This is a genomic window from Bacteroides graminisolvens DSM 19988 = JCM 15093 (genome assembly GCF_000428125.1).
GTDB lineage: Bacteria > Bacteroidota > Bacteroidia > Bacteroidales > Bacteroidaceae > Bacteroides > Bacteroides graminisolvens.
Genome location: NZ_ATZI01000001.1, coordinates 367539 through 381274, shown reverse-complemented (window position 1 = coordinate 381274; position 13736 = coordinate 367539). Strand labels below are relative to the sequence as shown.

Annotated in this window: 11 protein-coding genes; all 11 read right to left on the bottom strand. The window is 42.4% G+C overall.

Annotated elements, in window-relative coordinates:
* Positions 1–48 precede the first annotated feature (48 nt).
* Positions 49–1317, bottom strand: coding sequence for a type II toxin-antitoxin system HipA family toxin (locus C511_RS0101560; RefSeq protein ID WP_024995399.1), 1269 nt, complete (start codon positions 1315–1317; stop codon positions 49–51).
* A 3-nt stretch (positions 1318–1320) separates the two neighbouring features.
* Positions 1321–1641 (bottom strand): helix-turn-helix domain-containing protein, encoded by a 321-nt coding sequence (locus C511_RS0101555; protein ID WP_081698248.1) that lies wholly within the window; start codon positions 1639–1641, stop codon positions 1321–1323.
* Positions 1642–1710: 69 nt separating this feature from the next.
* Positions 1711–2820: a lysophospholipase gene (locus C511_RS0101550; RefSeq protein WP_148297671.1), complete on the bottom strand. Its 1110-nt coding sequence runs from the start codon at positions 2818–2820 to the stop codon at positions 1711–1713.
* A 724-nt stretch (positions 2821–3544) separates the two neighbouring features.
* Positions 3545–3865, bottom strand: coding sequence for a heavy metal-binding domain-containing protein (locus tag C511_RS0101540; protein WP_024995402.1), 321 nt, complete (start codon positions 3863–3865; stop codon positions 3545–3547).
* A 63-nt stretch (positions 3866–3928) separates the two neighbouring features.
* Positions 3929–5140, bottom strand: a complete 1212-nt coding sequence (locus C511_RS0101535) for an aminotransferase class V-fold PLP-dependent enzyme (protein WP_027317689.1) — start codon at positions 5138–5140, stop codon at positions 3929–3931.
* Positions 5141–5153: 13 nt separating this feature from the next.
* The gene (sufD, locus tag C511_RS0101530; RefSeq protein ID WP_024995403.1) at positions 5154–6497 is read right to left on the bottom strand and encodes a Fe-S cluster assembly protein SufD; all 1344 of its coding nucleotides are present in this window, start codon (positions 6495–6497) and stop codon (positions 5154–5156) included.
* Between the two features lie 2 nt (positions 6498–6499).
* Positions 6500–7252: a Fe-S cluster assembly ATPase SufC gene (gene sufC / locus C511_RS0101525; protein ID WP_024995404.1), complete on the bottom strand. Its 753-nt coding sequence runs from the start codon at positions 7250–7252 to the stop codon at positions 6500–6502.
* Between the two features lie 35 nt (positions 7253–7287).
* The gene (gene sufB / locus C511_RS0101520) at positions 7288–8742 is read right to left on the bottom strand and encodes a Fe-S cluster assembly protein SufB (protein ID WP_024995405.1); all 1455 of its coding nucleotides are present in this window, start codon (positions 8740–8742) and stop codon (positions 7288–7290) included.
* 4 nt (positions 8743–8746) lie between these two features.
* Positions 8747–9250: a CvpA family protein gene (locus C511_RS0101515; RefSeq protein ID WP_027317688.1), complete on the bottom strand. Its 504-nt coding sequence runs from the start codon at positions 9248–9250 to the stop codon at positions 8747–8749.
* Between the two features lie 102 nt (positions 9251–9352).
* On the bottom strand, positions 9353–12418 hold the full coding sequence (infB, locus tag C511_RS0101510; protein WP_024995406.1) for a translation initiation factor IF-2: 3066 nt from the start codon (positions 12416–12418) through the stop codon (positions 9353–9355).
* Between the two features lie 57 nt (positions 12419–12475).
* Positions 12476–13735 carry a transcription termination factor NusA gene (gene nusA / locus C511_RS0101505; protein WP_024995407.1) on the bottom strand — a complete coding sequence of 420 codons (1260 nt, stop codon included), beginning with the start codon at positions 13733–13735 and terminating at the stop codon, positions 12476–12478.
* Between the last annotated feature and the right edge of the window lies 1 nt (position 13736).

The window sequence follows — 13736 nt, the reverse complement described above, 5'->3', positions numbered from 1 at the left end:
TTTGATATAATAGGTAGCACCCAATTAAGAGTTTATACTTGTTGGGTGCTACTGCGTTTTATTAGCTATTCTACTTGCAAAGACGTTCTCAAACATATTCATCTCTCGTTTTGCGATACCCAATTGAGCCGCTAACGCTTTCCGGTCATTCATCGCTGCTATTACTTCAGATATTATTTTTGTTGCGACATCATACTGTATCATATAATCTTCACAAGCATTCAGCAGAATATGTAGGTCGGCTTTATTGGAAGAAGACGAAATGAGCAAGCTTTGATACTCATTTAATGTTGGATTCATGTCATAAGCAGGAGAAAGTGTCCAACCTTTAGCTGTGAGGAGGAAACCATGGTTACGAAAATGATCATCAGAGTTACCGATGCAGATGTTAAATGCTACCCGACGAAAAAGCTCTTGAAGATTGGCACTCACGTTGGTGCAGTTTCGTAAAATGAAATCTACGATATCTAAATAACCATGTCCCGTACTAGCATTATCACCATCAACAAAACCTAATAATGTCATAGCCGAAGCAAAGTGTATTCGCTTCCCGGCATCAGTTCTGTCAAAACGTTTGGATAGCAACGTATGATGTTTATCATTGGAGGCTATGAGCTGTGTAGACGCCGCATTAACACCTGCTTTCTTTGCAAGCAAATGACTGAAATGCTCCCACAACCCCATATCATAGTCATCCTTACGTGAAGGGAACTTAGCGATATAAAGAATTTTATCTGCATCAATTACACTTGCTTTGGGACGTGCACCACCCAAAGAAGAGCCCGGTTGAAGCAATTGTGTCAACCATTTCTTTTCCGGTAGTAGATTTTCTTCTTCACTTTTTTCTATCTCATGACTAGCGTGCATGAGTTCACGGATACTTGTTAAAGGTGGAATGCGAAGAGTATTTGTTGTGTTTATATAATCACTTTCAACAGTTTCTTTGAATCGGAAGCCTCCCATGCGTGAGAAGTCATCGATACCCATAAGGTAATCAAAAGAAGACAGGCGTTTAGCCGGACGCCCTTCCTCATTTGCCAAAACTTGCTCCCTTCGGTTCAAAAGGGTACGTCCCCAGCGGTCGGGCAAAGCATCAGAAAAACATCCGAAAATATCTTTCCCCGGCTGTGTATGTTGCATTCCCGGATAGCTATTCAAGTCATCGCTTAGGCACAGATTACCATAATCCTTTAGCCATTCACTATTGAACGTAAAGCTATAGTTATCAGAACCACGCAATGATTCATAGCATAGCTCCCCAATGAGTTGACTTTCTTTTAGCCATTCAAAATCAGCATAAACCAATAACTTCTTCATTATTTACTCCTTTTTGGATGCTCTCTCGCGATTCTTCAAACTCAAATCTTGCAAGGCTTTTCCCAATTGATCCTCCTTAGCAAGCCAAAGAATATCATCATCTAATTGCAATGCGTAAAGCACACGAAGATAAATTCCAATAGCAACGGTAGACGCACCTTTCTCAATACGCCCTACTGTTAGCGGTGAGCATGTAGCCCGTTCGGCAATTTGCGCCACACTGAGGTTACGTCGTAAACGAGCCAGCTTAATTTGCTCACCTACAATCTGCATCTTTTGTTCCAATTTTCGAGGGAGCTTGCTCCCCATTGTAGTCTTCACCATACGCTTAACATATCATATAATATACAAATATAGCTATTAATATTTATTTTATGATATATTGATTCTACTTTAAATACTTTTTGCCACTTTAAATATTGTCTCGAATCCCTCGGACCATTTCTTTTGAGATAGTACATCCTGAAAATTTAAATCGTGATTGTGTTTCTTAAAGATATATACATTCAGGTTCGTCTTATTGCATACATCAAATCTTGATTTTAAATCGGATACACTCTCTACAGGAACATTAGCATCTTCTTCTCCGTGAAATACATAGATAGGGATCTGAATCCTTAAAAGTCGGGTTTTATTGGGCTCCAGTTCAAAGTGAGACTTAAACCAATGGGGAGTAATGTTAAAGTAGCTCGTTTTTATCCATTGATAATTATTGTTCTGAACACATTTCATGAGGTAATCGTGAAAAGGTTCTCTCATCTTTTGAATATCTTTTATATCAATAAAACCATCTGCTACAACGTCTAAAGAATTAAAAGGCATGTTTTGGAATAGATGGCCTCTTTGTTGAGCCAACTGTTCACCCGACGCTTCGTATTCTTCTTTGCTTATTCGTTTATCGCTATCTTTATCGAAAATGGAATTCACCATGATCATCACTCCATGCCCCTGATTCTGCCATTTTATAATGTCGAACATATTATCATGGGCATAGCCATGCAATAATAGAGCGTCGGCTCTCACCTTTTTTCTTTCCGCTACAAGAGGTGCAATAATGGTCCCTTCACTTATTCCGTAGAGTATTATTTTGCAATTCTTGAACCTTCGGTCTTTCACCAGAGAGCTAATCATGACTTCGATATCTTCGGCCTCTTGTAAGGGGCAATATTTTGCATATTTCACGGAATCGACGTCAACAAACAAAGGAGGTGTTTCACTATTTGTGCACCCTCGGCGATTATAAGTAAAGAAAGCCAGCCCTTGTTCACAAAATCCATTAGCCAACTCGTCATAGTAGTTGAAGGTAGTTCTTTTGGTCAGATAGGTACTTGGTCCGGTTCCGGGAACACAGAAAACAATCGTTTTCACGTCAGTGTCGGGCAGACAAAGGCGAGCGGTAATCTCCTCTCCGTCTTTTAATTTAATATTCTTTATTTCAGGTGTAAATGGAAAAGCATTGATGCTCATAAAGCTTGCGGCAAGAAGAAAAAGTAGTTGTTTCATGGTTTGTTGTTTTTATAGTTTATAGTCAGATATATTTTATCAAAACAAATCAAGGCTAAACATTTTCCTAAAACATCAATGCGTTTCATTGCAATATATTACGACTGTTTAATACGCTTTTATTCATCGTGTTAAAGTAAAAACAAGGAAACGAAAAAAAGCGGAACTCCAAGCAAGGAGTTCAACCAAATTTGATATTTACAAAATAGGTGCTATCAGTTAGAAGTAATAGAAAATAACTTTACTTACTCACCCCCTTCACCCCATTAATCAGCCAAATCTCGTCAAGAGCAACTTTATGCATTATTAACTAACGAGAAGTGTCGCATAAGTCGCCAGGAAGAATCAGGCAAAACATAACCAACTTTTTGAAAAACATAACGGCCGATTTGAAAAAGATAACGAGCAATTTAAAAAGAGAAACCGTCTTTTGGGTCATGAGAAACCGTCTCTTGGCCGTGAGACGGTTTCTCGCGGACCTTTTGCTACCGTGCAAATGGTAATAAGCAACCGTCTGAGTGGAAAAATGAACCGTACATAACGAAAAAAGGCAGGAGTTTGAGCTCCTGCCTTTGCGCCTATATTAATTTGAATGTACTATAGGATTATGATGACAAAGATAATATATTATCTTGTCAAAGTCAAGTATCCGACTAATTATTTCGGTGTTCTCATGAAAATAAAACCGAAAAATAGTCTACAACTCGGTTGTTTTTGACGAATACTACTCAATATAAACCGCAGTGCCGCTCGCTGTTACCATCAACATGCTGCCGCTGCCACCAACTGTTTCATAATCAAGGTCAACACCAATAACGGCATTGGCTCCCATACGTGCCGCCTGATCCTGCATTTCACGCAGAGCCGTTTCTTTGGCCTCACGAAGAACTTCCTCATAAGAGCCTGAACGACCGCCTACAATGTCACGAATACTGGCAAATAAGTCACGAAATACATTGGCACCGATAATGGTTTCGCCCGAAACAATGCCGTAATAGTTGGTTATTCGTTTTCCTTCGATAGTGGGTGTGGTAGTAATTAACATCTTCTTTTCGTTTTATAGTTTATAACTTATTAGACGCTTGTGATACTCCAAAAGTTGCAATGATTAGAACATTTTCCTGACCCTGTCGACACCTGCCACCAGTGCATCAATCTCTTCTTTGGTGTTATACATGGCGAATGATGCGCGAACGGTGCCCTCAATGCCCAACCGCCTCATCAACGGTTCGGCACAATGGTGCCCCGTACGCACGGCAATGCCCAAACGATCGAGCAGGGTGCCCATGTCAAACGGATGAATGTTGCCCACCAAGAAAGAAATAACACTGCTTTTGTGGGCAGCTTCGCCCAGAAAGCGCATGCCTTCAATCTCACCAAGTCGTTGCATGGCATAAATGGTCAGTTCGTGTTCGTGAGCCGCGATTTGCTCCAAGCCGATAGCCGAAACGTAATCGAGCGCCTTCGCCAATCCGGTGGTGCCAATGTAATCGGGCGTTCCGGCTTCGAACTTAAAAGGCAGTTCATTGAATGTGGTTTTCTCAAAGCTCACACTTTGAATCATCTCGCCTCCTCCCTGATAGGGGGGCAGTTTATCGAGCCACTCTTCTTTTCCATAAAGAACGCCTACGCCGGTAGGTCCGTACACTTTATGACCGGAGAATGCAAAGAAATCAACGTCGAGGTCTTGCATATCAACTTGCATGTGAGGAATGGATTGCGCACCGTCAACCAGCACAGGAACTCCATGTGCGTGTGCCGTTGCAATCATCTCCTTCACGGGATTGATGGTGCCCAACACATTAGAGATATGGGCGATGCTGACTATACGGGTGCGATCTGAAAAAAGCTTTTCATATTCGTCGAGCAGAAGCTCGCCCCGGTCGTTCATCGGAATAACCTTAATACTGATGCCTTTACGCGCAGCCAATAGTTGCCAGGGAACAATGTTGCTGTGGTGTTCCATGGTCGAAATAATGACCTCATCGCCTTCTTTCATAAATTCTTCTCCGAAAGAGAAGGCCAGCAAGTTAATTGCTTCGGTGGTGCCGCGGGTAAAGATGACTTCGGCAGAAGTACGGGCGTTAATAAACCGGCGTACGGTTTCGCGCGAGCCTTCATGTAGTTCGGTAGCCTGTTGCGACAAGAAGTGCACGCCTCGGTGAACATTAGCGTTCACCGAGTAGTATTCGTCCACAATAGCATCTACTACACAGCGGGGCTTCTGCGTGGTTGCACCGTTATCAAAGTAGATGAGCGGTTTGCCGTACACCTCTCTGGATAGTATCGGGAAATCTGCTCTTATTTTTGTTATATCCATCGTAATCAAGGGGTTATTTGCAGATGGCACATCCTTGGCATTTATTCAATTCCCCGCGGAATCTCTTTTCTACCAACAGGTGCAATCTGTCTTTAAGTGCATCTAAACGCACGGTATCAATTACTTCGTTGACGAAGGCAAACATCAGCAACAAACGGGCTTCCTTTTCGGCTATACCGCGGGCACGCATGTAGAACAAAGCGTTCTCGTCGAGCTGTCCCACCGTTGCTCCGTGACTGCATCGCACATCATCGGCATATATCTCCAGCTGGGGCTGTGTGTACATGCGCGCATTGCGGGTAACACAAAGGTTACGGTTGGTTTGCTGCGAACTGGTGCGTTGGGCATCGGGACGAACCAGTATGGTTCCTGCAAATGCGCCTACGGCACTGTCATCGAGTACATATTTAAAGAGCTCGTTGCTGGTACAGTCGGGCACTGCATGGTCAATAAATGTGTTGTTGTCAACGTGCTGACTCTTGTCGGCTATGGCCATGCCGCACACATTGGTGTCGGCTCCTTTTCCCGAAAGGGTAACGCGGGTTGTGTTGCGCGTTGTTCCGTTATGCAGTGTCATGTTATTCAGAAGAAGACGGCTGTCGGCCTCCTGATTAACAAACATATTGCTTACACGCACCGTGTTGTTATGAGTTTCTTCAAGCTCATACAAATCAAGCTGTGCATTCTTGCCTACGTATACCTCTGCAACCTGTGTTACCAGGAAGTGAACGGGATCCATCGCATGATCACAAACCAGCAGACGCGCTTGTGCATTGTCTTCAAGAATGATCAGCAAACGGCGATTCATCATGAAGTTAACATCGCTACGCAATATGTTCACCAATTGAATGGTTTTATCAACGACTACATTCTTGGGCACGTAAAGCACTACACCGTCTTGCACAAAAGTAGTATTGAAAGCAATAGTGCCATCGGTGGCGTTATCGGCCAGCTTCGCATAATATTTTTCAATAACCTCAGGGTGCTCGGCCGCAAAGTCATTCAAGCTGCTGAACACAACTCCTTCGGGAAGATTTGATTTGGGTAGTTCTTTTTTATAGAATGAATCGTTCACCACAAAGAAGAGTGAAGTACTCATATTGGGTACATCGCACTTAAACACTTCGTACGGGTTTACGGGTATATCCAAACGATTCAGGTTCAATCCGTAATCCATTGCAAAGCTCTTGCTTAGGTCTGTATACTTATACTGCTCTAGCTTTTTAGTAGGAAACCCTAAGCTCTTAAAATGGCTAAAGGCCTCATCCCGAAAAGCGTTAAGCGCCTCTGCACTGTGCTTGCAAATCATAGATTTGCACTGAGTGTAAAGGTCTATATATTGTTGTTCTACGCTCATAACTATTCTCCTAATTCCTTCTTAATCCAGTCGTAACCTTTTTCCTCCAGTTCCAAAGCAAGCTCGGGACCGGCAGTTTTAACAATGCGTCCGTTGTAAAGCACGTGCACTACATCCGGTTTGATGTAATCAAGCAAGCGTTGGTAGTGGGTAATAACGATGCAGCTGTTTTCAGGGCTTTTCAGTTTGTTCACGCCTTCGGCTACAATGCGAAGAGCATCAATGTCTAAGCCTGAATCGGTTTCATCGAGAATGCTCAACTTAGGTTCAAGCATGGCCATCTGAAAAATCTCGTTACGTTTCTTTTCGCCCCCGCTGAAACCTTCGTTTACACTTCGGTTTGCCAACTTGCTGTCGAGTTCAACGATGGCACGTTTTTCACGCATCACCTTCAGGAACTCACTTGCCGACAACGGAGGAAGTTCTTTGTATTTTCTCTGCTCGTTAACCGCTGCACGCATGAAGTTAACCATGCTCACACCGGGAATCTCAACCGGATATTGGAAAGATAGGAAAATACCTTCGTGACTGCGGTCTTCGGGACTCAGTTCCAACAGGTCTTTTCCGCTAAATTCTACGCTTCCTTTAGTAACCTCAAACATGGGGTTACCAACCAATACACTGCTTAACGTGCTCTTTCCGGAACCGTTTGGTCCCATGATAGCATGAATCTCACCGGGTTTCACTGAAAGGTTGATACCCTTTAATATCTCTTTGCCATTGATAGAGGCATGCAAATCTTTTATTTCTAACATTTTATCTGATACTATTAACTATTAACAAGACTATATTAACCTACACTTCCCTCTAACGAGATGGAAAGTAATTTTTGCGCTTCAACGGCAAATTCCATTGGTAGCTTGTTGAGCACCTCTTTGGCATAACCGTTCACGATAAGTCCTACGGCATCTTCCGTATTGATTCCTCGCTGATTGCAATAGAATATCTGATCTTCACTGATTTTGCTGGTAGTAGCTTCGTGTTCAACCACAGCGGTTTCGTTGCGGATATCCATGTAAGGGAATGTGTGTGCCCCGCATTTATCGCCCAGCAACAAAGAGTCGCACTGGCTATAGTTACGGGCATTCTCAGCTTTCTCGGCCACACGAACCAATCCACGGTATGAGTTCTCGCTTCTGCCTGCCGATATTCCTTTGCTCACAATGGTGCTGCGGGTATTACGCCCCAGATGAATCATCTTCGTGCCGGTATCGGCCTGCTGGTAGTTGTTAGTTACGGCCACGCTATAAAACTCTGCGGTAGAGTTGTCGCCCGTTAGTATGCACGATGGATATTTCCATGTAATAGCGCTACCTGTTTCTACTTGTGTCCACGAAAGTTTACTGCCTGCTCCTTTGCAATTGCCGCGTTTGGTAACGAAGTTATAAACACCGCCTTTGCCTTCGGCATCGCCCGGATACCAGTTTTGTACCGTACTGTATTTCACTTCCGCACGATCATGCACGATAATTTCCACTATAGCTGCGTGCAATTGGTTCTCATCACGCATGGGAGCCGTACAACCTTCCAGATAGGAAACATACGAATCATCGTCGGCAACGATAAGTGTTCGTTCAAATTGGCCGGTATTGGCAGCATTGATACGGAAATAGGTAGAAAGTTCCATGGGGCAGCGCACTCCTTTGGGGATGTACACAAAGGATCCGTCAGAGAAAACGGCTGAATTCAACGCTGCAAAGTAATTATCGCGATAGCCCACCACAGATCCCAAGTACTTCTTTATCAGGTCGGGGTGTTCACGAACAGCTTCACTAAAGGAACAGAAAATAATTCCTTTTTCCATCAGCGTATCTTTGAAGGTAGTCTTAACAGACACGGAGTCCATTACCGCATCCACGGCAATGCCGCTCAGCGCCATCTGTTCCTCCAAAGGTATACCTAGCTTATTAAATGTTTTAATTAATTCAGGGTCAACTTCTTCCATACTCTTCGGACCTTCTTTCTTCTTGGTCGGGTCAGCATAATAAGAAATGGACTGATAATCTATTTCCGGAATTCTAAGATGAGGCCAGGTAGGCATTTCCATTGTTAACCAATGACGATAGGCTTTTAGCCTAAACTCTAGTAACCATTCAGGCTCACCCTTTTTGAAGGAGATTAAACGAATTGTATCCTCGTTCAACCCTTTTTCAATAACTTCAGTATGAACTTCTGTTGTAAATCCATACTTATATTTCTCTTGGGTGAGTTCCTTTACATATTTGTTAGGTTCTTCCTGTTGCATAATTCTATTTGAAAATATATTGTTGCGAAACTTGTTTGGCTACAGGGAAAAACACCCCTGCAACACTCCTTATGGGATAATATAACACTGATTCAGCCTTCTTTGTTTGACTGATGAGGTGATTACTCGTGTCTATGAACTCAAGTATGCTGATAAGCAACATAAGCAGAATGAGATTTTTAAGCAGTCCGAGCGCTGCTCCCAGCGACTTATTTACCCAACCAAGCAGAATCACATCCATCGTCTTGGTCAGAAACATACCTACCATACCAAATAACACAGGCACCACAATCCAGATAGCCATAAAAGATATTATCTGGGCAAGCGTCATTGACTCGGTCAATGTTGGGCATAGTCTTTCTGCAAGTGATGCATAAAGCATCTTGGCAGCAATAAGCCCTACTATAAATCCGGCTATGGCAGCTAATTGGTTGATAAAGCCTTTCATAAATCCCTGATAAGCACCTATCCCCAACACAATGAGTATAAACCAATCTATCAATTTCATATCATATAACAAAAAATGTGTCAACATGCCTATTGAAGTGAGCCGATTCAATGAATCGGCTAATAAGCATATTGGCACATTAGCACATTTGTGCTTTTGTATTTATAAAGTCTGCTTCACTTCTACTTCTTCGTATGTTTCGATTACATCGCCTACTTTTAAGTCGTTGAAGTTTACGAGACTAATACCACACTCGTAGTTAAATGCTACTTCCTTCACATCGTCTTTGAAACGTTTCAAAGCATTGATTGAACCCGAGAAGATAACAATACCGTCACGAATAAGGCGAGCCTTGTCTGAACGTTTCACTTTACCTTCCTTAACCATAGCTCCGGCAACTGTACCCACCTTGGTTATGTGGAATACTTCGCGAACTTCGATAGTAGAAGTAACAACTTCTTTCACTACAGGAGCAAGCATTCCTTCCATCGCTGCTTTCACTTCTTCTATAGCATCGTAGATGATTGAGTACATGCGGATATCAACACCTTCTTGCTCAGCATATTTGCGAGCCGAAGCCGAAGGACGTACCTGGAAGCCGATGATAATAGCATCTGAAGCTGCTGCAAGTGTAACATCCGACTCGGAAATTTGTCCAACTGCTTTGTGGATTACGTTCACCTGAATCTGCTCTGTTGAAAGTTTGATCAACGAGTCACTCAACGCCTCAATAGAACCGTCAACGTCACCCTTAACAATTATATTCAACTCTTTAAAGTTACCCAATGCAATACGACGACCCAGCTCATCAAGCGTAAGAATTTTCTGCGTACGCAATCCTTGTTCACGTTGCAACTGCTCGCGCTTATTAGCAATTTCGCGTGCTTCTTGCTCTGTTTCAATAACATGGAATGTATCACCGGCAGTTGGCGCACCGTTCAAGCCCAATATCAACACAGGCTCTGATGGTCCAGCTTCTTTAATTCGCTGATTACGTTCGTTGAACATAGCCTTAACACGTCCAAAATGAGTACCGGCCAAAACTATATCACCCATCTTAAGTGTACCATTCGATACCAATACAGTTGCCACGTAACCACGTCCTTTGTCAAGGGTAGATTCAATAATAGAACCTGTAGCGCGACGAACCGGATTAGCTTTTAGTTCAAGCATCTCAGCCTCGAGCAATACCTTTTCCATAAGTTCCTTGATACCCAGTCCCTGTTTAGCAGAAACGTCTTGCGACTGATATTTACCTCCCCACTCTTCTACAAGATAGTTCATATTGGCTAGTTCTTCCTTTATTCTATCTGGATTAGCAGTTGGCTTATCAACTTTATTGATAGCAAATACAATAGGAACACCAGCAGCCATTGCGTGGTTGATTGCTTCCTTCGTTTGAGGCATCACGTTATCGTCTGCCGCTACAATGATGATAGCAATATCAGTTACCTTAGCACCACGAGCACGCATGGCGGTAAACGCTTCGTGACCCGGAGTATCGAGGAACGTTATCTTACGTCCATCTTCCAACGTTACGTTGTAAGCACCAATATGCTGAGTAATACCACCCGCTTCACCTGCAATAACATTTGCTTTGCGAATGTAGTCAAGCAACGAAGTCTTACCGTGGTCAACGTGTCCCATCACAGTTACGATTGGGGCGCGAGGTCTTAAGTCTTCAGGAGCATCCTCTTCTTCCACAATAGCTTGGGCTAGCTCTGCACTAACATACTCTGTCTTGTAACCGAATTCCTCAGCAACCAGATTAATGGTTTCAGCATCTAAGCGTTGATTGATTGACACCATCATACCGATACTCATACAAGTACCAATAACTTGATTCACAGAAACATCCATCATGCTTGCCAATTCATTGGCCGTAACAAACTCGGTCAATTTCAAGACTCTGCTTTCTGCCATTTCCTGGTCTTCCAGTTCTTGTTGTCTGCTGAAAGCACTGTCTCTTTTTTCCTTGCGGTATTTAGAGGTTTTATTCTTTCCTTTGCTGGTAAGACGTGCCAACGTTTCTTTTACCTGTTTTGCTACATCTTCCTCGCTGACTTCTTGTTTTACAACAGGCTTTTTGAAGCGGTCTTTATTATTACGGCTTTTATTGTTTCCACCGCCACCACCTTGTTGTGGTTGTCCACCTTGTCCTTGGTGTGGAGCACTGCCACCCTTGCCTTTTTCACTATTAGGAATAGGACGAGCAAAATTCGATGCAACATTGTTGATGTCAACTTTTTCTTTATTGATACGATTGCGTTTCTTTTTGTTGGCAGCCGATTCCGCAGTCTCTTTAGGCACTGGTTTATTGACCTTAATATCGTCTTTTCTGATTTCCTTGATGATGGCTTCTTTCATCAATTTCTTTTGATCCTGACGAACTTTATCTTTTTCTTCGCGTTCACGACGCCTTTCGTCTTTTGACTTTTTCTTCGGACGTGTATTCTGGTTCAACGCAGCCAAGTCAATCTGACCAATAACATTGATTTTTGAGACAAACTCAGTTGGTCTGATTTTAAACACATCTTCTTCATTTGAGGCAGCCTGTTCCGTCTGAGAAACTACTTCTTTCTGGTCTTCCACCTTCTTAGTAGGCAATACTTCTTCCACTTTATTTACATCTTGAGGGGTTTCTTTTGCAATCTCAGGTTTAGCAACAGGCACTTCAGCAACAGGATCGGGTGTAATAACAACGGGCTCTTGTTTCAGAACCGGTTCTTCCATCACAACCGTCTCTACTATTTGTACTTTTTCTACAACTGCCTCTTTCGGTTCTACTTTCTGTTCGGCAACAGGTTCTGCAGTTTTTACCTCAACCTTCTTCTCAACTACCACTTCGGGCGTTTTATCTGCTTTTTTATTTAAATTATCCAAATCAATCTTGCCGACAGGTTTAAACTTTGGACGTGCCTCTTCGGGAACAACCGTTTTAATCATGTTGTCCGTCTTAGGCTTCTCGGGTTCAGCTTTATCATAACCCTCTATCGCAACAGAACCTTTGTTGCGGTCTTTAGTCTGTCGCTCTTGAATAAAGCGTTCAGACTCTAGTCTGAGGTTTTTATCTGTGCTGAATTCTTTCACGAGTATAGCATATTGTTCCTCTGTAATTTTAGCATTAGGGCTTGCTTCAATGGCATGCCCTTTTTTCTGCAAGAACTCAACAACTGTCGTGATTCCCACATTCAAATCTCTTGTTACTTTGTTTAACCTTATCGTCATAGTTCAAAATAAAATGAATAATAAAGCGTGAAGTGATATAAAAACTACGAACCGTCTTTATCCCTCTTCAAACTCCGATTTCAAAATACGCAACACCTCGTCCACTGTCTCTTCTTCCAAATCCGTTTTTTCAATCAACATCTCACGAGGAGCACTTAGTACTGCTTTTGCCGTATCAATTCCAATGCTCTTAATTGCATTGATTACCCATCCGTCTATTTCATCACTGAATTCATCCAGATAGATATCTTCGTCCTGTGCGGTTTCATCTAATTCACGGAATACATCAATAGTGTACTCGGTTAACATACTGGCCAGTTTGATATTCAAACCGCCTTTTCCAATAGCCAGCGACACTTCTTCCGGTTTCAGGAAGACCTCAGCCCTGCGTTCTTCTTCATTCAGTTTGATTGAAGAAATCTTTGCCGGGCTTAAAGAGCGCTGAATAAACAATGAAACATTAGAAGTATAATTGATAACATCAATGTTCTCATTTCTCAATTCACGTACAATACCATGGATACGACTACCTTTCACACCCACACAAGCGCCAACCGGGTCAATTCTGTCATCATAAGACTCAACCGCTATCTTAGCACGCTCGCCCGGAATACGGGCTATCTTCTTTATGGTAATCAATCCATCATTAATTTCAGGTACTTCCATTTCAAACAAACGTTGAAGGAATATTGGAGACGTACGTGAAAGAATAATTTTAGGATTGTTGTTTTTATTATCAACACGGGCAACAACAGCACGTGCTGTTTCCCCCTTACGATAGAAGTCGCTGGGTATTTGCTCTGTTTTAGGAAGTAGTAATTCATTGCCTTCGTCATCAAGCAACAGAATTTCTTTCTTCCATATTTGATAAACCTCTGCATTTACAATAGTACCCACTTGGTCAATGTACTTGTTGTAAAGACTATCTTTTTCAAGCTCCAGAATCTTTGAAGCTAATGTCTGGCGAAGATTTAGGATAGCACGACGACCAAATTTCGCGAAAATGACCTCATCCGTAACCTCTTCTCCTACTTCATAAGAAGCATCTATTTTTCTCGCTTCAGAAATAGATATCTGCATATTGGGGTTTGTTAAATCCTCATCAGCTACCACCTCACGGTTACGCCATATTTCAAAGTCTCCTTTATCAGGATTTACAATTACGTCATAATTCTCGTCGGTGCCAAACATTTTCGAAATAACACTACGGAAAGACTCTTCCAGTACGCTTACCATAGTTGTTCTATCGATATTTTTCAGCTCTTTAAATTCCGAAAATGTATCAATCAAACTGATTGTTTCCTCTTTCTTGGCCATA

Bases quoted from the DNA above. Each gene is read 5' to 3' on its own strand.
- C511_RS0101560 (WP_024995399.1), bottom strand. From the start codon at position 1,317: ATGAAGAAGTTATTGGTTTATGCTGATTTTGAATGGCTAAAAGAAAGT.
- C511_RS0101555 (WP_081698248.1), bottom strand. From the start codon at position 1,641: ATGGTGAAGACTACAATGGGGAGCAAGCTCCCTCGAAAATTGGAACAA.
- C511_RS0101550 (WP_148297671.1), bottom strand. From the start codon at position 2,820: ATGAAACAACTACTTTTTCTTCTTGCCGCAAGCTTTATGAGCATCAAT.
- C511_RS0101540 (WP_024995402.1), bottom strand. From the start codon at position 3,865: ATGTTAATTACTACCACACCCACTATCGAAGGAAAACGAATAACCAAC.
- C511_RS0101535 (WP_027317689.1), bottom strand. From the start codon at position 5,140: ATGGATATAACAAAAATAAGAGCAGATTTCCCGATACTATCCAGAGAG.
- sufD (WP_024995403.1), bottom strand. From the start codon at position 6,497: ATGAGCGTAGAACAACAATATATAGACCTTTACACTCAGTGCAAATCT.
- sufC (WP_024995404.1), bottom strand. From the start codon at position 7,252: ATGTTAGAAATAAAAGATTTGCATGCCTCTATCAATGGCAAAGAGATA.
- sufB (WP_024995405.1), bottom strand. From the start codon at position 8,742: ATGCAACAGGAAGAACCTAACAAATATGTAAAGGAACTCACCCAAGAG.
- C511_RS0101515 (WP_027317688.1), bottom strand. From the start codon at position 9,250: ATGAAATTGATAGATTGGTTTATACTCATTGTGTTGGGGATAGGTGCT.
- infB (WP_024995406.1), bottom strand. From the start codon at position 12,418: ATGACGATAAGGTTAAACAAAGTAACAAGAGATTTGAATGTGGGAATC.
- nusA (WP_024995407.1), bottom strand. From the start codon at position 13,735: ATGGCCAAGAAAGAGGAAACAATCAGTTTGATTGATACATTTTCGGAA.